This window comes from Deltaproteobacteria bacterium, assembly GCA_020848905.1.
Taxonomy (GTDB): Bacteria; Myxococcota_A; Polyangia.
The window spans coordinates 333545-351543 of the sequence record JADLHG010000042.1; the positions used below are offsets into that span (position 1 = coordinate 333545).

The following is a 17999-nucleotide window of genomic DNA, read 5'->3' on the forward strand; positions in this document are numbered from 1 at the left end:
GCCAGCGTCCCGGCTCGGAGAGCATCGCTCGCGGCGAGGCGGCGGCTCGAAGCCCGGCCGGCTTCGATGGGCGCCTGGTGCGTCGCATCTGGCGTTACCTCAAGCCGCATCGCAAGCACCTCCTGCTCGCGCTCCTGCTGCTCCCCGTCTCCTCGGCCCTGCAGCTCCTCCCCCCCTACCTGCTGAAGCTCGCCATCGACCGGGCCATCGTCCCTCGGCACTTCGAGGTGCTGCCCGGCCTGGCGATCGGCCTGGTGCTCGTCTACGTGCTCGACCACCTCGTCGGCTTCGCCCACGCGGTGGTCCTGCAGCTCGCGGGGCAACGCGCCATGCACGACCTGCGCGTCGTAGTGCACGGCCACCTCGTGCGCCTGAGGTGCGCCTATTTCGACCGCACCCCCGCCGGACGCCTCATCACCCGCGTCACCAACGACGTGGAGAGCATCGCCGAGGCCTTCAACGCGGGTCTCGTCTCGCTGGTGGGCGACCTCGTGACCCTCGCGGCGATCGTGGCGGTGATGCTCTGGCTCGACGCCCGCCTCGCGGCGTTGACCTTCATGGTGCTGCCGGTCCTCCTGGCCGTGGTGCTGCTCTTCCAGCGGGCCCTGCGGCGCGCCTATCGCCTCATTCGCCAACGCCTGGCTCACATCAACGCCACGCTGCAGGAGCACATCTCGGGGATGAAGGTGATCCAGATCTTCGGCCGCGAAAGGGAGGCCGAGCTCGCCTTCGACGAGGCCAACCGGTCCTTCCGCGACGTCTACCGCGGGGCGATTCGCTACGACGCCGCGCTCTACGCGCTCGTCGAACTCCTCGGCACGCTCACCGTGGCCTCCCTCCTCTGGTTCGGCGGACTCGGACGCTCCGGCGGGATGGTCTCCTTTGGCCTGCTCGTGGCCTTCATCGACTACGCCCAGCGCTTCTTCGTCCCCATTCGCGACCTCTCGGCCAAATACGCCGTGATGCAGCAGGCGATGGCGGCCGCGGAGCGGGTCTTCGAGCTGCTCGACACCGACGAGCCGGACCTTCACGCGACCCCCGAGAGTGGGACGCCCCCGCGACCGGATCCGACCGCTCCCGCAGTGGAGCTCGACCGCGTGAGCTTCGCTTACGACCCGGGCAGGCCCGTCCTGCAGGAGCTCACCTTTCGCCTGGCCCGGGGGGAGACGGTCGCGCTCGTCGGCCCCACCGGCGCCGGAAAGAGCTCCCTCGCGCGGCTGCTGACGCGGCTCTATCCGCACGACCTGGGCCAGATCCGCCTCTCCGGGGTCGACCTCCGCGCGTTTCCGCTCGAAGAGCTCCGACGGCGGGTGGTGGTGCTGAGCCAGGAGGTCTTCGTCTTCGCCGGCACCGTGCGCTCCAACATCGTCCTCGACGACCCCGGCGTGACCGAGGCCCGCGTGGTGCAGGCCGCGGAGCGCGTGGGACTCCTCGCGCGCCTACCTCTCGACCGGGAGGTGCTCGAGCGCGGCGCCAACCTGAGCGCCGGCGAGCGTCAGCTGGTGGTCTTCGCTCGCGCGCTGGCCCGAGACCCCGAGCTGCTGATCCTGGACGAGGCCACCGCGAGCGTGGACCCCGAATCGGAGCGGCTGATCGAGGCGGGGATCGCCGAGCTGATGCGGAACCGCAGCTCCATCGTCATCGCGCATCGCCTCTCCACCATCGAGCGCGTGGACCGCGTGCTGGTCCTCAAGGAGGGGCGCCTCGTCGAGGAGGGGACGCACGCCGAGCTCCTCGCGCGCGGCGGTCTCTACGCCAACCTGCACCGACTGCAGTACGTCGAGACGATCGCGTCCCCGGACGCCACGACCACTTCCTAGCTCTCCGTCGCGCGCGCCGCCTGCCGGCGCTGCCGCGCCGCCTCGTAGAAGAGGGCCGTGGTCGCCGAGGCCACGTTGAGCGCGGCGATGCGCCCCAGGGCGGGGATGGTGAGCTTGAGGTCGCACGCCCGCTGCACGAGCGGCCGAACGCCCTTGTGTTCGTTCCCGAGGACGATGGCCAGAGGGCCGGTCAGGTCCGTCGCCGCCGGCTCCGTCCCCCCTTGCTCCACCGCGGCGGCCACCCAGATCCCCGCCTCCTTGAGTTCCTCGACGGCCCGCACGAGGTTCGTCACGCGCGCGCAGGGGAGGTGCTCGGTCGCCCCCGAGGAAACGCGCACCACGGTGGCGGTGATCGCGGCACAGCGGTCGCGGGTCAGGACCACGCCCGTCGCACCGAGCACCAGCGCAGACCGGAACATGGCGCCCAGGTTCTGCGGGTCGGTCACTCCGTCGACCACCAGCAAAAGAGGGGTCCCTTCGCGTCGCTCCAGCAGCCCGTAGAGGTCCAGGTACGGGAAATCCCCGGTCACGGCCGCCACACCCTGGTGGGTGTTGCCGCCCGCGAGGGCGTCCAGCGTCTCGCGCGTCGTGCGCTGGACCTTGATCCCGCGGGCCTGCGCCGCCGCCACGAGCGGGCCGACCTTGCTGTCGGGGGCCAGCAGGAGCTCCTGCACGGGCCGCTCGGTCCGACGGAGCAGCTCCTGTACCGGATGGATACCGAAGACGAGGCGCGACATCAGAACACCGACCGGTCCCTCAGGCTCTCGCGTCGAGCAAGCGGCGTAGCTCGACCTCGTCCAGGGCGAAGAAGTAGCCCGCCTCTTGCACGAGCAATCGGTGAATCTCGGCCGGCACGTCACCGCCCGCCCGCGCGAAGCGGGCCACGTTCCGGCGATAGATGAAGGTGCAGTTCAACCGCGCGCGCCGCCGGGCCGCGGTCCTGCGCCGTCGCGCTCCGCCCGCCGGAGGCTCGTCGGCCGGAATTCCGGTCAAGAGCACTGCTGCGCGCGGGTCGAAGCCCTCTGCCACCAGCTCCACGGCGGGGTAGTCGAGGACGCGCCAGGGCGCCCCGCGCAGAAGGCTCCCGAGCGGCTCGGGCATCTCGGCCACCACCTGGCGCATCACCTCGTCGAGCTGGCCGGCGGGCAGGTCGCCTGCGCCCCCGGGCTGGGTCTGGTCGAGCGTGTGCACCGTGAGGAAGTGCTCGAGCGCGTCCTTCGGCCGATCCTCGAGCTCCAGCGCGACTCCGAGGAAGTAGTGCCCGTCGCTACGCGTCGCCTCGTGCCGCGCCGCTTCTTCGAGCAACTCGATGGCCCGAGAGCGGAGCTCCACCTCGAGGAGGACGCGCCCCGCGCGCAGGTAGTAGGCCGGGTCCGGGAAGGGGGGCGGCGGGAGCCCGCCCGCCGCGCGCCGAGCCTCGTCGAGCGCGCCCGCCCCCAACCAGGCTTCGGCCCGCAGGAGCTGCACGTCCAGCGCCTCGATGTCGTCCGCCGCCAGGTCGGCCGCCTGATCGCACAGCTTCAGCGCGACGTCGAAATCCTCGAGGGGGTGGATCGCCAGCTCGATCGCGTAGAGCACGGCGTCGAGATACTCCGGGTCCATGTCCATGGCGCGGCGAAAGAGCTCCATGGCCTCTTCCGCGTCCCCCTCGGCGGCCACGATCGCCCCGAGCAAGGTGTGTCCCTCGGGGCTCTCACCGTCGATCCGCAAGATGTGGTCGGCCGAGAGCCGTGCCGCGCCGAGCTCGCCGCGGTTGAGCAGATCCCACCCGCGATCGAGGTGCGCAGTGACTGCATCCATCTCCATGGAGCGCTCTTCCGCCATAGCGCGCGGCAGTATAGCATGCCGTCGTGATGTCGAGTCGCCGCCTGCGCCCGCCGCTCGTATCGCTGTGCACGCGGCTCCGAGAGCGCCACGGCGCGACGCGCTGGGCTCTCCTCGTGGCGCTCTGGCTCGCCCCCCTGACTCCGGCCGCAGCACCCCCAGCTCCGACACCCCCGTCCGGCGCCCCGGGGGATCCGGCGGTGGCCGCGCGCTTCCAGGAGGCGCGCCGGCACTTCGATTCCGGGGCGCTGGAGCGCGCGGAGACGCTCCTGCGCGCCCTCGTCCACGGGGCGCCCGCCGACCCGCTCGTCCCCATCGCCCAGGTCTATCGCGCGCGCATCGCGCTCGCCCGCGGCCGCGCTCACGCGGCCCGCGACCTGCTCGCCCCCTACGCGCAGGCCAAAGACGAGACCCCGGCCGCGTCGCAGGCCCGCTTCTTCCTCGGACTGGCCCAGGCTCGTGCGGGTGCCCACGAGGAGGCCCGACGCTGGCTCCGTCCCCTGGCTGCCCACGGTGACGCAGACCAGCAGGCGGCAGCTCTCGCGGCCCTCGCCCTCTCTTCGATCAAGCTGAAGGACCACGCGGAGGCGATCGGCCACCTGGCCCGACTTCACGCCATCAGCTCTCGCCAGAGCGAGCGGACCTGGGCCCGCGAGCTCCTCGAGCGGGAGATCGACGACCACCTCGGCGAGGCCGACGTGGAACGTCTCCAGCGCGGGGCCAAGGCCGAGAGCCTCCTCTTCGCTCTGGCCACCCGGCGCCTCGCTGAGCTTCGCCTGGCCCGCGGGCAAACCGCGGCGGCCGACCGCTGGTTGAAGCGCGGCGCCTCCGCGCGCGACGCCCACGGCGTGCACCTGCGGCAGAGCACCACCGAGTTCGCCGGGGAGCGGAGTCTCGGGCTGCTCCTGCCCCTCTCGGGCGCGGCTCGAAGCGGGGCCCGGCTCGTGCTCGCCGCCGCGACGACCGCCGCGGGAACCTTCGACACGGCCCCTGGCTCCGCTCCGCCGCTCCCCCTGGCGGTACGGAACAGCCTCGCCGCCGGCACCCCGGGAGCCACCGCTCTCATCGACCAGGAGCGCGTGCTGGCGATCGTGGCCGCCTCCGGCAGCGACACCGCCCGCGCCACGAAGCTCGCCGCTCAGCACGGCGTGCCGTTCCTCTCGCTCGACGAGACGGGCGCCTCGCCGCTCGTCCTGCGCATGGTCCCTTCCGAGGGGCAGCGGGTCCGCCGCCTGATCCAGCTCGCCGCCGCTCGACACCCCGGGTTGAAGCTGGCCGTCCTCGCCCCCCAGACCCCTCGCGGGCAGCGCCTCGCGCTGCAGGCCCGCACCGAGGTGACGGAGCTCGGCGGCGCCGCAACGCTCGAGCTGGCGCTTCCGCCCGGTAGCGCGAACCTCGCAGCGTCGGCCGCGCGAATCGCCGCCAGCCCGGCCCAGGCCCTCTTCGTTCCGGACGAGGTGGGCAGCGTGGTCCGTATCGTCGCCGCGCTGGCGCAGCGCGGGATCGCCGTGGGTGACACCGCGCGCGCCGGTCCACGTCGCACGCTGATCCTCATCGCGACTGCCGACGGCATCGAAGGGCGGGCGCTCGGGCCCGCCGCGCTGCGGCTCGAAGGAGCCGTAGTGGCACCAGGCTACTGTCCCGACGACCAGGCCCTCGGCCGCGGCACGCTCCTCCGGCACTACGCCCTGCAGCACGGGCGGTATCCGACTCTCGTGGAAGCGCTGGCCTTCGACGCGGTGGGAGTGGTCCGAACCCACCTCGAGCGGGGCGTGCGAGGCCGCGCCGCGCTTCGGGCCGCCCTCGCCCGCTCCGCCGCGCCAGGCCTCACGGGACGCGTGAGGTTCGACAGCACCGGGGAGCGCGCGGACCCGCCGCAGCTCTGCCGCGTGACCGCCGGGCGCCTCGCCGACCTCCCCTCTGCGCCGCCGGCGCCCTCGCCGTAACGCTGCGGGCGCGGCGACCGGAAGAGACTCAGGGCTGCGCCATCGTCAGCACGCCTTGCTTCGCCGCGCGCACGGGCTCGACGAGTTGCAGGTAGTTCGTCGCGAGTTCGGAATCGTCGGGCCTGGCGAAATCCTGGCCGCTCACGATCCCCGACGAGTCCACGTCCAGAAAGTCGATATCCGCGATCGTCGTGCCCGGAGCCAGCACGAGTTGCCCGCTCACCAGCGTCGCCCCGCGCACGAGCAGCCCGACGGAGGTCCAGCTCCCGTCGAATTCGACAGGGTCTTCGTCCCCACAGGCGTTGATGTCCCAGACGATCGTCACGGCGCTCTTGCCCCCCACCCAGGCCTTGGTGTCCGCCGGCGCGCTGCCCAGCGTCACCGTCCCCTGGACGAAGGTCACCGTGGCCGAATCCACGATCGAAATGTCGCCCCCCTTCTTCTTGCCGTCGTTGTCGATGCACGGGACCTTGGTATTGCGGAAGGCCTGACCGAGCGCCTGCGCGTAGATCGGCTTCAGGACGCTACTGTCCGGCCTCGGCCCTCCCGCATCGCGCCGCAGGTCCGCGGCACCGAGGTCCCCCGCTCCCTTGCCGTCCCGCCGGGCGTCCCCCCCCGTCGAGCCTCCGTCTCCCCCCTGCGCCAGGTCGGCCGGCACGGAGTCCCCGTAGGGGCCCCCGTCCCCCCGGGGAAGACCCTGAACCGTGTCCGAGACGGCACCGCCGTCCAGCCCGCGCCCTAGACCGCCCCTGTCGAACACGCATCCGCCTCCGCAGATCCCGAGGAGCAAGGCGAAGGCGCTGGGGAGAGACCGCCGCATCCGTGTACAGCTGATCGTAGCGCACAGCGGCCGCCGAGCGCCAGCCCGGCAGCTTACGGGGACAGGAACGTCTGGTAGAGCTCGAGCAAGCTCGTCGCGTCGCCGGTGCCGCCGAGGCCACCCGAGACCAGGGCCGTGCCGTTTCCGATGCGCGTCACGCCATGCCCGTGCCTGGGCACCTGCATCGGCACGGTGCGAAGCGTGGCGAGCCCGCGCGATGAGAGGACCTGGGCCTCGGTGGCGACCCCCGTTTCGTCGCGTCCGCCGATCACCACGACGTGGTCGCCGAACCGGACGAGCTCGTGCCCGTAGCGGCCCTTCGCCAGCGCCTTCGGGTAGTGGTCCGTCTTGCGCGTGAGCGGGTCCACCACCCATCCGTCCGATAGCGGCCGCCCGTCGCGGTCTCGCCCGCCCAGTAGCAGCAGTCGTCCGTCGGCCAGCGCGCACGCTCCGCTCCCCTCGGCAACCGCTCCGCCGGGCAGGACCAGCGTCTCGGAGCTCCCCGCACTCAGGTAGTAGACCTCCGCCGCAGGGGCACCGTCAGGCTGGCCCCCCGCCACGAGCAGCGCGTCCTTGGAGAGCGCCACGGCCGGCCTCCTCCGCGCCGCGCGCAGCGCGACCGGCAGGAGCGAGAGGCGTGGGTTCGCCCCCCCCACCGTGCCGGGCTCGAGCCTGAGGATCGTGGCCAGCGGACCGCTCGGCCCCTCGCCCCCGACCGCCAGGTAGCGGCCGTCCTCGAGCAGGACCGCCGCCGCCCCTTTGCGCCGCTGCGTGGCCTCCAGCCCGTCAGGGAAGCTCGACCAGCTGGTCCCGTCGTAGCGCAGCACCCGCTGCGCAAGGCCCCGGTCGGCCTCCCCCAGCCAAACCAGCGCACAACGGTTGCCGCACCCCGCCCCGAGCGCCGCGCCTCGCGGCTCCGGCAGCGCGGGGAGCGGAACCACGACGTGGTGAAAGAAGTCGTAGAGGGTCGCCCCCGCGAGCGGACGCCCATCCCGATCGGCTCCGCCCGCGACGAGCACCCCCTCGAGCGGCAGGATCGCGACCGACATCGTCTGACCCGCGACCGGGAGCCGCGGCTTGAGCGCCGAGAGCTCGCCCGCGCGACTGACGAGCAGCGAGAGCGCCCCCCCATCCGGGCCGAGGACGAGCGGCGGAGTCTCCCCTCGGGCGACCAGCGTTCGCGCGCTGAGACCCTCGAGCACGATCGATCCCACCGCGCCCTTCACCGAGGTTTCGAGCTCCACGGAAAGCCGTCGCGGATCCGCGACGGGGAAGAGCTCCTCGGCGGCGGGCTCGGTCACCCGCAGCTTCACCTGATCCACGTTCGCGAGCGGGTCCGGCCCCTCGGGGAAGGCGAGCGACAGGTCGAGGACCCCCGGGTCGCCGCAGGCGGCCACCGCGAGCGCACCGACGAGCAGCCACCTCGACGTGGTTCTGCGCGCGCTCATGGCACCTTGAGGAGCGCGTCGCGTCCCACGCCGAGGACGCGCACCGTCTTGCGCTTGCTGCTCTCGCCGCCGACGATCTCGACCTGTCGGCGCGACACGCCGAGCGCGCGAGCCAGGAGCGCGACCACCGCAGCGTTCGCCTCTCCTTCGACGGGGGGCGCCGTCACCGCGACCTTGAGCCTGTCCCCCACCACCGGTCCCACGCGCTCGCGCGACGCCCGGGGAACCACGAGGACGTTGAAGGTGATCCCGTCGGGCCCCTCGCGAATGTCGAGCCCCGCACCGCTCATGTGCCGCGGCTGCCGAGCTCCTTCGAGCGCCGCGTGGCCACCTCGACCGCGTTGATCAAGGTCGTGCGGAGCCCCCCCGCCTCCAGCGTGTGCACGGCGGCGATCGCCGTCCCTCCCGGCGAGCAGACCATGTCCTTGAGGCGCCCGGGATGCTCCTGCGTCTCCATCACGAGCTTCGCCGCCCCAAAGACCGTCTGGCAGGCGAGGGCGTGCGCGTCCCAGCGGCTCAATCCGACCTTCACCCCCGCGTCGGAGAGCGCCTCGATCACCATGAAGATGTACGCGGGACCGCTGCCGCTCAGCCCCGTCACCGCGTCCTGCAGCTCCTCGTCCAGCACCACGACGAGGCCGGTGGGCTCGAAGATGCGGCGCGCCACACCCAGGTCCTCCTCCGTCGCGTGGCGCCCTCCCGACACGCCCGTCGCCCCGGCGCCCACCAGGCTGGCCACGTTGGGCATGGCCCGGATGACGCGCACCCCCGGCTGCAGGCGGCTCTCGATGCTGGCGATGCTCCGGCCCGCGGCGATCGACACGACGAGCGCGCTCGGCGGGACGGCCGCTCCGATCTCCTCGAGAACGCCGTCCATGATCTGCGGCTTCACCGCCAGGACGATCACGTCCGCGCCCCGGACGGCCTCGACGTTGGAACCCAGCACGGCCAGACCGTAGGCCTTCGCCAGGTGCTCGCGCTGCGCCGCCCTCGGTTCGCTCGCGCGCACCTGCCCCGGCTCCACCGCCTTCGCCTGGAGCAGCCCCCGAATCAGCGCCTCGCCCATGTTCCCCGCGCCCACGAACGCAATCGTCCCGCGCATCGTCATGGGCGCCCCATCAGCTTGGCAAACGCGCGCTCGCCCAGCTGCTCCTTCATCAGCGTCTCGACGGTCTCCTCTACCTGGTGTCGCTCGCCGTCGGAGGCGTAGACGAACTGGATCCCCATCCCGGCGTCGGGACGCGACGGGTCCCGCCCCGCGTCCGCCGGGACGACGATCCACCGCACGCGCCCCTTCAGCAGGAGCGGCTCCTCCAGTCGCGGCACGGTGAGCTTGAAGATGAACTCCGTCCCCACGTCCAGGGGTCGAGGTGTCTTGATGAAGGTTCCCCCCTTCGAGATGTTTCGCGTGTAGTCGTAGAAAAACGTGTTCAACTTCTGGTATTCGACGCGAAGCTCGATGGGTGAGCGCGGATAGTCTCTCTGATCGTCGTCGTTATCGCTGTTGTCGCTCATGGTGCCATGAGTCCTCGTGAGTGCCCGAAGGCCGCGGAAAAACGTAGCCCACGCGGCAGAGCCCTGTCAAACCGGGGGGCCCGCGTGCTCCCATGCTGACCCTGCTGCGCCTCCGCCGATGCTGGGTCTGGGCCGCGCTCCTCGCCGCGACCGCGGTCGCCCTCTGCCAGACTCCCCTCTTCAACCTCCTCGGCTACGAGTTCTCCCTCGTGATGGCGCTCCTGGTCAGCTTCGCCGCCGCGCACCTCGGCTCCGCGACCGTGTCGGTCTCGCGCACCTCCGACGCGGGGCTCCTCCTCGCCACCCACGAGCGCGGCTTCGTGCTCGCCCTGCTCGCGGGGCGCGCCGTGCTCCTCGGGTGGGCGCTCCTCGTGCTCCCCTTCGCCGCCATCGCGCTGAACGCCCTCCGCGTGCAGAACTGCGCCTTTCTCAAGGGAGTGGCCTTCTTCGCGCTGCTCCCGCTGGCCAGCGCCGCGGTCGCGGCCTGCGTCGGGGTGCTGGCCGGGATCGTGCTCCCGCGCCCTCGGCTCGCCACGGCGCTCGCGCTGGGCACGCTCCTCTGTTCGTTCGCCTGGGGCCTCTATCGCTTCTACGTCGACCCCGCCGTCTTCGCCTACGACCCCTTCGTCGGGTACTTCCCGGGGGCGCTCTACGACGAAGACCTCGCCGTCCGCGCCCCGCTCCTCTGGCACCGGCTCTACGACGTGTCGTGGGTGCTCGCCGCGCTCGCCCTCGCCTGCCAGGCCTTCGACCCCGCGACCCTCTCCCTTCGACGTGAGGCCTTGCGGCTTCACCGGCCCGCCGCGCTCGTGGGCGCCCCGGCGCTGGCCCTGGCCGTGATCCTGTTTCTCCTTCGCGCCCCTCTCGGCTTCGCCGTCGATGCGAGCCACGTGCAGTCCACGCTGGGCGGCAGCCGACGGACTCCCCACTTCGAGCTCTACTTCCCGGCACACCTGCCGAAGCTCGCTGTGGACCGTCTCGCCGAGGACCACGAGCTGCGCTACGCCCAGCTCACCACGGTCCTCGGGCCTCCTCGCACCGCCCGCCCGATCCGCTCCTACCTCTTCGAGAGCGCGGAGCAGAAGCGGCGCCTGATGGGGGCGGCGCAGACCTTCATCGCCAAGCCCTGGCTGCGCGAGGTCTATCTGCAGCTCGAGGACTTCCCGCACCGCGTGCTCAAGCACGAGCTCGTGCACGTCCTCGCCGCGGACCACGGCGACCGCCTCTTCGGGGTCAGCGTGGCCTGGCGACGCGCGCCCGGGCTGCCCCTCCCCTACCCGAGCTTCAACATGGGCCTCATCGAGGGGCTGGCCGTGGCGCTCGACTGGCCGCCGGCCGACGATGCGACCGGGCACCAGCGGGCCGCGGCGCTCGTCGCGTCGGGGCTCGCGCCCCCGCTGGAGCAGCTCTTCGGGCTCGGCTTCTGGACCCACGCAGGCCCCCGGAGCTACACCCTCGCGGGCTCCTTCTGCCGCTACCTCCTGACCCAGCACGGCGTCGCCCCCTTCCTCGCCCTCTATCGCTCGGGGGGCGACTTCGAGCGGAGCTACGGGCGCCCCGTCGGCGCGCTCGGGGCCGATTGGCGGCAGTGGCTCTCCCGCCTCCCGCGTTCCCCCGACGAGCTCCAGCTGGCGAAGGAGACCTTCCGCCGGCCGAGCATCCTCCGCCGGGTCTGCGCCCACGAGGTGGCGAACCTTCGCGCTCAGGCGCAGCGCGAACACGACCGCCAGGAGGTCTCGCGGGCCCTGGCCCTCTACTCCCGCATCTGCGCATTTGATCCGAGCGATCCAGAACCCTTGCTCGCCCAGATGGAGCTCCTCGCCGGAGCCGGCCGCCTCCGCGAGGCCCTCGCCCTCCGCGAACGAACGCTCGCCCACCCCTCCCTCACGCCGCCGCTCCGGCGTCGCACCTGGGAGCTGGTCGGGGATCTCCGCTGGCGCGCCGACGACCTCGCCGAAGCCGGCGCTGCCTACGCCTCGGCCGCCGCCTTCCCCGGCTTCTCGGCCAGCCGCCGCCTCCTGGCGCTGAAGCGCTGGGCCCTCTTCCGCCCGGCCGAGTTTCGCCGCCTGCTGCGCGACTACCTCCTCGGGCGCGCGGGAGAGGCCAGAAACCCCGCGGCGGACGTCCACCGAGCCCACCGCCTGGCCGCAGCGCAGCCGGACCTCGGCCTCGGGCCGTACCTCGTCGGGAAGCAGCTCGCCGGGCACCGCGTTTGCGGCGAGGCCATCGCGCCCCTCGAGCGCGCGCTGGCCCTCCCGCTTCCGTCGCACGAGGTCGCGCTGGAAGCCCGCCGCGCCCTCGGGATCTGTCAGTACCTGGAGGGTCGCCTGCCCGACGCCGCGCGCACCTTCACGACGCTCCGCGCCTCCCCGGGGACGCCCGACGGCCTACGCCTCGAGGCTGCCGACTGGCTCGCGCGCATCACCTGGCGCCTTTCCCCGGCGCAGCCTCTGCGCCCGATCCCTTCGCTCGCCGAGGAGCGCTGACCGTCTCCCCCCGCCCGGCCTCGAGGGTGATCGGGCCCGGCGCCTCGACGGGCTCGCGGTTCAGCGGCGACTCGGCGCCGTAGATCGCTACCCCGTTGGCCTCGGGACCCGCGGGGACCTCGAAGCGCAAGCGGTGCACTCCCCCGCGCAATCGCCGCAAGAGCGCCGCGTCGGAGACGGACACCTCGTACCACCGCCCCTCTCCGTCGTCCGGGGCCACACGGAGGTCCCCGACCGGACGACCGTCCAGGTGCACGCGCACCCGCGAGTAGCCGTGCGGCGGCCCCCAGCGCCCCGGATACTCCGAGGAGAGCCGCGCCCTGATCCGGAACTCGCGCGGCACGAAGCCGGGCCCCACGAACCGGTATTCGATCCAGCCGGTCTGCCGCCCGTAGGCGTGCACCAGCACACCGCCGTCCCACGACCCCGCCTCCTCGAACCAGGCCACCGCGAAGCGCTCGGCGGGAATGGCGAGCCCCAGACGCCTTGCACCTCGGACTACAGGGCGCCAGCCCGCGGCGGGGGCGCCCGCCCGTCGCAACATGGCGTGCGTGGGCGCGAGCGGCCTGTCGCCCTGGGCCGCTCCGAGCCGCGGGTTCCGCCCCACGACCTCCCCGGCCTGGACGCGCCGAGCCCACTCCCGCAGGGTGCGCCGCAGGGGCCCGTGCCGACGGTCGTCGATCAGCACCGGGTAGGTCCGCTTCCAGTTCAGCGTGGGCTGGTAGATCCAGACCAGCGCGCCGTTTCCGCCATTGTAGAATATGCGTTCTAGAAATCGATGGTGCCACGCCGCGCGCCGGGCGGCCGTCGCCCCGCCGTCGAACCCGAACTCCCCGAAGACGATCGGCTTTCCAATGACGTGGTGGGCGAGCTGCACGCGATCGTCCACGTAGCGCACCAGGTTCTTCGCACCGCGACTCCGCAGGTGCTCCTCGGGGTAGCTGTGCTGGTCGCAGAAGGCCACCTCGGGCAGGCGGTTGATCGCGATCCACTCGCGGCGGTCCTGCTGGAGGTTGTACCCGATGAGGCCCGGCACGACGAGATGGTTGGCATCGATGGCGCGCACGAAGCGGGACATCTCCACGATCCAGGCCCGCCGCGCCCCCGCCGCCTCCGGGGTGCCGTTCATCTCGTTTTGCAGCTCCCAGGCCAGGATCGTCGGGTCGTCCCGGTACGGCACCCCCGTCACGCTGTTCCGGCGCCCCACCACGCGCCGCAGGTGTTCTTTGAACCAGGCGCGGCACCGGGCGTCCTCGAAGAACCTGTCGCTGTAGCCGTACGCCTCGACGTCCTGGTGGCCCGCCCAGCGCAGATACATGGGGATGCCCCCGTAGTCGCTCCAGCGATTGGAGAGGGTCACGACCAGCCGCAGCCCCTTCTTCCCCGCCTCCGCCACCACGCGATCGAGCTGCACGAAGGCCTCCTCCCGCCACCCTGTAGGTCCCGTGCGAAAGAGGTAGTCCCGCGCCTTCCAGTCCGGATCCTCGGGGAGCCCCTCGCCGAGGGCCCAGACCCGGCCCACGGTCAGCCCGTCGGCCGCCGCGGCGGAGATCGTGGCAGCGTAACGCTGCCGCGCCTCCACCTGGTGCATCACGTTCAGGTTCGCTCCCACGAAATAGAACGGACGCTCTCCAATCATGAAGCGGGTCCCCTCCACCCGCACAAAGGGCGCCGCCTGGGCCCACCCGGCGAAAAGGAACGCGAACACTAAAACCGCCCCGCCGCCACCCCTCGTTCGGGGCCTAGAAGGTTCTTTTCGGCTCATGCCCTCACGGTCGTCCGAAACGCAGGCGAGGGCCCGCGCGAAGCTCGAGCGTCTCGGCCGTGAAGAGCTCGCCGTCGAGGAGATACGGTTGCGGCTCGAGGAACTCGAGCGAGACCCGCTCGGCCACGTGATCGTGGTGCCCCACGCCCCGGAGCGGCCGGCCGAGGAAGGTCCTCGGGAACTCCCGCGCGAGCGTCCGCGCGGGGAGCGCGCTGGCCACCAGATGAAACGCATTCGGCCTCTCCCGCGCGCGATAGGTAAGTTTGATCCCGAGGCCCACGTCCTCCACGCTGGCCGCCACGAGCAAGGTGAAGTGTGGCTCGAGTAGCCGCGTCCCGTCCACCTCCACGACGGCCGGCACCGGGTCGAAGAGCTCGCGCGCCGCACGCGTACCGAAGAGGGCCGCGAGCGAGACCCGGAGGCCGAGCCGCGCTGCCCGCGCCGGCCCCCCCGGTCCTGCACGATCGTAGAGCGCCATGAAGCGCGCCGGCATCGCCGCCCCGAAGATGAACCCGCAACGCGTTCCCACGCGGAGGGTTCCCGACGAGAAGAGTTCCTCCCTGCCTCCCGCCCGCAGCACGGAGACCAGCCGCCGGAGCAGCTCGCACGGGTCCCCGCGCACGCCGAGATTGCGCGCCAGCGTGTTCACCGTCCCCGCCGGCAGCACCACCACCCGAGGGAGTCGCTCCGGGGGACCGAGCTCCGCGAGCTCGCTCGCCAGCTGCATCAGCGTCCCGTCTCCCCCGCAGACGGCGAGCACCTGCCCCCCGTCGGCCACGAAGCGCCGTACGGTCGCGGCCGCGTGCTTTCCGTCGTGGTAGGGGACCACGTCGCCCGGGGTCCCCAGGATCTCCGAGAGCTCGCGCACGAGACCCGGGGAGCGCCTCACGCCTCCGGCACGCTCGTTGACGAGGACGAGGACGCGCACCCGGGGCTAGAGCCCCCCCGTGAAGCGCCAGCTCACCCCTTCCTTCGTCAGCCGGAAGCGATTGTGATCGGTCATGCGCTGCCAGCGCGCGCTCTGTTCCGGCTGCTCGTAAACGAAGGTGGCGTCGATCCACGCGTCCACCTGTGCCTCGCTCCCCTTGATGGCCACCGCCTGGTACTCGATGCGGTAGCGCACCCGAGTCGTGCGCTTGAAGCGCGACGCGAGCAGCTTCCGCAGCCCATCGAAGTCCAGGTCGTCCCCATTCTCGGGCGTCCCGCCCGCGTCGGCGTAGGTCGGGTGGACCAGGGCCAGGACCGCCGCCGCGTCGAGCCGCTCCATGGCCTGGCGATAGCGCTCGACCACGGTCAGCACCTCGCGATTCGTCGGCGTGTCGGGCACCTCGGTGTTGGGGATCAGTTTCTGCTTGTCGCAGCCGCCGAGGGCCACGAGAGCCACGAACCAGCCGAGCACCACCGCTCTCTTCATCGCTCTTCCTCTCACGTTCTTCATCTCTGCCGGCCGTCGCTCCGACGCCCCCAAGGGTCCTTCGCCTCCTCCACGGCCGCGCCGGGATTCTGGGGCGAGCGGCCCGCAGGCTCAAGAGGGACCTGGGCCGCGCCCTTCCCGCGCGCGCTTCCCGGTGCGCGACCCGCGCCGCGCTCGCGCAAGCCCGATCGCTGCCAGAACCGCGACCCCGGCTCGAAGGCCCGGGTCCGCACCACCTGCCGGGCCCGCGCAGCCGCCGCACCCGGCGGCCGAGGGAGGGAGCACCTCCACCTTGCGCACGACGCTCCCGCGACTGCCCGCCTCGTCGGCGACCACGAGCCCCACCTGCCACGAGCCGGGCCCCGCGAAGCGGTGGACCCACCGCGGGCCGCGCCCCACCACGCGTCCCCCGAGCGTCCACTGGTGGTCCACGATGCGATCCCCGTCGGGATCGCCGCCGCCCGCGTGAAAGACCACGCTCTGCCCGACCCGTACCATCGATGCGGTGGCGCTACGATCCGCCGGGACCCCTTCCACCGCGAAGCGCATCCACGGATCCGGAGGACGATTCCCCGCGGCGGGCTCGGCGCGGACCCGCATCCGGCGGTACGCCTCGAGGCGGGGAGGAAACTCCGCGGCGCGCACCTCGAGCCCCACCGCGTACGTCGTGGTCGTCGGCTCCCAGGCGATCTCGTCCACGGTCACCGGAGCTCCTCGCGCTTCCCCGTTCTTTGCATCTCCGGCCGCGCGCACGACGCGGAAGCGATACCCCTCGGCGCGCCGCGGCAGAGTGAAGCGCAGGCTCAGGCGCGCCGGTCGCGGCAGGCCGTAGACCACCTCGCGCTCCTCGGTGGCGGTCGTCGTCGTGGTCCACAGATTCCCGACGGGCACCGAGCTCAGACCGAGCTCGGGTGCGTAGTCCACGCCCCGAAGGGTGTCTCCGTCGACCTCGAGCACGCGGTAACCCCAGTACCCTCCGGGCTGGACGCTGCTCGCGGCGGTCGTCGTGCGAATGAATTCCACCGGCCGCGCCACCGCGTGAGGCCCCAGGCGGCTCCCCGCGGGGTAGCTCCGCCGGCTGTCCCGATGCACGTGCCCCGATAGGTAGTATCCGCCGTACCGCGCGAGGATCCCGAGCAGCGCCACGCCGCTATTCTGTTCCGCGCTCTCCTTGCGGGGTGCCGCGCGGGGATCGCTGTTCCAGCTCTCAGCGTCGTAGTTCCATTCGTCGAACCCCTCGAGCGAGAGCGGGTCCGTCGGGAACGGAAGGTTCGCATGGTAGGCCGTCCCTTCGGCGTTCCCGCGGGGGTCGTGGTGCCCGAAGACCACGAGCCGACGCCCTTCTCGCTCCGCCTGCTCGGCCTGCTCGCGCACGAACCGGAGCTGCGCCTCGCTGAGGTAGCCACCGTAGTTGTCCACGGCGGGCGCGCCGAGATGCAGGTCGAAGGCGTCTACGTACAGGGCGAAGGCGTGGCGCCGCTCGGGGCTGCCGTCGTAGGTGTTGAGCCCGACGAACCTCAGTCGCCCGTGCGCGAAGGCGTAGGCCGGGGGACCCAGCTGGCGGGCCCAGTCCACGAGGCCGTCCCGCTCCAGCTCGGCGAAGAGGTGGGGCTTCACGTCGCCGTAAAGGCAGGTGACGAAGTTCCAGGCCTTCTGCCAGCTCAGCTCCCCCTCGAGCCGACTCCGACAGGAGACCGCCCCGCCGAGGAGCCGCACCGCGCCGCCCTTCAATCGCACGGCGTAGATCGCGTAGCCGTCGTGATTGCCCGGGACGGCGAAGACCGGAAGTCGCGCCTCGCGGAGCAGCGCGACCATCTCGTCGTACTCGCGGCCGTAGTCCAGCCCGAAGAGGAGGTCCCCGGTGTAGAGCACGAACTCCGGGTCGAGGAGCGCGACCTCCCGAAACCCCTGCCGCGCAATGGCTTCGTTCTCCCGCGCGGCGTCGGGCCGCGGGTAGGCCTCGGCGTTGATCTGGCGCCCGCTCACGCGGTAGCTCGGGTCCCAGAGCTGATGGTCGCTCATCACGACGATGCGGTAGCGCTCGCGCGGAGCCGCGCCTGTCACGCGCACCGCGTTGGGCTGCCGGTCCCGAAACCCTGGTCCCATGACCTCCAGGTCATACACATCGCGTGCCAGCTCCCAGGGCACGCGCAGGGTGACCTGGACCAGCCCCCGCCGGAGCCCGATCGCTCGAACCTCCGCCGCGCATCCCACGCCCCGCGCGGAGACGATGCGAGCCCGGAGCTCGGCCGGCCGGGGCACCGGGACCCCTGCGCCGGCGCGGAGGAGCACCTTCACCTCGCCCCCCGCCAGGGCGAGAACGGGGCAGCTCACCGTCGGAGAGACGATCTGATGGATGCGCCGGGTGGTCTGGCGCGTCTGGCGGGAGCTCGGCTCCGAGTACCCCGGATCCCAGGGCTCCGCCGCGCGGGCGACGGGGCCCGAGAGGACCCCCAGCGCGAGGAGCAGCAGGCGCGAAGCCATCGCGCGCACTCTAACCTGAATGGCATGGGGGTCGAGCTGAAAGGCCCAGCGGGTGCCGCCAAAGTTGACGCGACAGTCTGACAGCGTATGATAGCCGATAATTATCGGAGGCTTGCGATGACCGACGCGGAAAGGCCCACGAGCAGTCCGTCGGACAAGCGCCGTTTCCCGCGGTTCGACGTCACCGCGTACGTGGACTACACGGGCAGCGAGGTGCTGCTCTACCACCGCATCGAGAACATCAGCCTCGGGGGCATCTGCATCCAGACCGCGAGCATCGAGGACGTCGGCACCGTCGTGGACCTGGTGATCAACTTCCCGGACCTCGGCACCACCGTCGCCGTGCGGGGCGAGGTGGTCTGGGCCAATCGCGAGCCTCCCTCGGACATGGGGATCCGGTACGTGGACATGGACGACGAGCGTCGAGAAGTGCTACGTCGGTACATCACGGCGGTTCGCCGGTAGCGCGCGCGACGC

At 72.1% G+C, this 17999-nt stretch carries 15 protein-coding genes; 4 read left to right on the forward strand and 11 right to left on the reverse strand.

The genetic code is table 11. The annotated features are described in order from the left end of the window. Positions 1–23: 23 nt before the first annotated feature. Positions 24–1820 (forward strand): ABC transporter ATP-binding protein, encoded by a 1797-nt coding sequence (locus tag IT371_18465; GenBank protein ID MCC6749656.1) that lies wholly within the window; start codon positions 24–26, stop codon positions 1818–1820. Here the strand turns inward: IT371_18465 and rlmB are convergent. Further along, positions 1817–2557 (reverse strand): 23S rRNA (guanosine(2251)-2'-O)-methyltransferase RlmB, encoded by a 741-nt coding sequence (gene rlmB, locus IT371_18470; protein ID MCC6749657.1) that lies wholly within the window; start codon positions 2555–2557, stop codon positions 1817–1819. The genes IT371_18465 and rlmB overlap by 4 nt on opposite strands. Before the next feature lie 19 nt (positions 2558–2576). Continuing rightward, positions 2577–3626 (reverse strand): tetratricopeptide repeat protein, encoded by a 1050-nt coding sequence (locus IT371_18475; protein MCC6749658.1) that lies wholly within the window; start codon positions 3624–3626, stop codon positions 2577–2579. 44 nt (positions 3627–3670) lie between these two features. Here IT371_18475 and IT371_18480 point away from each other — a divergent pair, with 44 nt between their 5' ends. Continuing rightward, positions 3671–5590: an ABC transporter substrate-binding protein gene (locus IT371_18480; protein ID MCC6749659.1), complete on the forward strand. Its 1920-nt coding sequence runs from the start codon at positions 3671–3673 to the stop codon at positions 5588–5590. Between the two features lie 28 nt (positions 5591–5618). On the opposite strand, the gene IT371_18485 is transcribed toward IT371_18480, so the two are convergent. The 5 genes from IT371_18485 to IT371_18505 all read right to left on the reverse strand — a co-directional run bounded on the left by IT371_18485 (position 5619) and on the right by IT371_18505 (position 9373). Further along, positions 5619–6350: a hypothetical protein gene (locus tag IT371_18485; protein ID MCC6749660.1), complete on the reverse strand. Its 732-nt coding sequence runs from the start codon at positions 6348–6350 to the stop codon at positions 5619–5621. A gap of 113 nt (positions 6351–6463) precedes the next feature. Next, positions 6464–7858 (reverse strand): hypothetical protein, encoded by a 1395-nt coding sequence (locus tag IT371_18490; protein ID MCC6749661.1) that lies wholly within the window; start codon positions 7856–7858, stop codon positions 6464–6466. Next, positions 7855–8148 (reverse strand): YggU family protein, encoded by a 294-nt coding sequence (locus IT371_18495; GenBank protein MCC6749662.1) that lies wholly within the window; start codon positions 8146–8148, stop codon positions 7855–7857. Before IT371_18495 ends, IT371_18490 begins: the two co-directional genes overlap by 4 nt. Next, the gene (gene proC / locus IT371_18500) at positions 8145–8966 is read right to left on the reverse strand and encodes a pyrroline-5-carboxylate reductase (protein ID MCC6749663.1); all 822 of its coding nucleotides are present in this window, start codon (positions 8964–8966) and stop codon (positions 8145–8147) included. The genes IT371_18495 and proC overlap by 4 nt, the downstream gene beginning before the upstream one ends. Beyond that, the gene (locus IT371_18505; protein ID MCC6749664.1) at positions 8963–9373 is read right to left on the reverse strand and encodes a TIGR02266 family protein; all 411 of its coding nucleotides are present in this window, start codon (positions 9371–9373) and stop codon (positions 8963–8965) included. The genes proC and IT371_18505 overlap by 4 nt, the downstream gene beginning before the upstream one ends. Before the next feature lie 92 nt (positions 9374–9465). Between IT371_18505 and IT371_18510 the strand changes: the two genes are divergently transcribed. Further along, positions 9466–11859, forward strand: coding sequence for a hypothetical protein (locus tag IT371_18510; protein ID MCC6749665.1), 2394 nt, complete (start codon positions 9466–9468; stop codon positions 11857–11859). On the opposite strand, the gene IT371_18515 is transcribed toward IT371_18510, so the two are convergent. From IT371_18515 to IT371_18530, 4 genes are all read right to left on the reverse strand, one after another. Continuing rightward, positions 11795–13498: a cellulase family glycosylhydrolase gene (locus IT371_18515; GenBank protein MCC6749666.1), complete on the reverse strand. Its 1704-nt coding sequence runs from the start codon at positions 13496–13498 to the stop codon at positions 11795–11797. The two genes, IT371_18510 and IT371_18515, sit on opposite strands and share 65 nt — an antisense overlap. 130 nt (positions 13499–13628) lie before the next feature. Beyond that, entirely contained in the window at positions 13629–14513 is an 885-nt protein-coding gene (locus IT371_18520) for a hypothetical protein (protein ID MCC6749667.1), read from the reverse strand. Between the two features lie 45 nt (positions 14514–14558). Next, positions 14559–15038 carry a hypothetical protein gene (locus IT371_18525; protein MCC6749668.1) on the reverse strand — a complete coding sequence of 160 codons (480 nt, stop codon included), beginning with the start codon at positions 15036–15038 and terminating at the stop codon, positions 14559–14561. 111 nt (positions 15039–15149) lie between these two features. Beyond that, a complete protein-coding gene (locus tag IT371_18530; protein MCC6749669.1) occupies positions 15150–17522 on the reverse strand; it encodes a metallophosphoesterase in 2373 nt (790 codons plus the stop codon). 117 nt (positions 17523–17639) lie between these two features. Here IT371_18530 and IT371_18535 point away from each other — a divergent pair, with 117 nt between their 5' ends. Next, positions 17640–17987 carry a PilZ domain-containing protein gene (locus IT371_18535; GenBank protein ID MCC6749670.1) on the forward strand — a complete coding sequence of 116 codons (348 nt, stop codon included), beginning with the start codon at positions 17640–17642 and terminating at the stop codon, positions 17985–17987. The last annotated feature ends 12 nt before the right edge of the window (positions 17988–17999 follow it).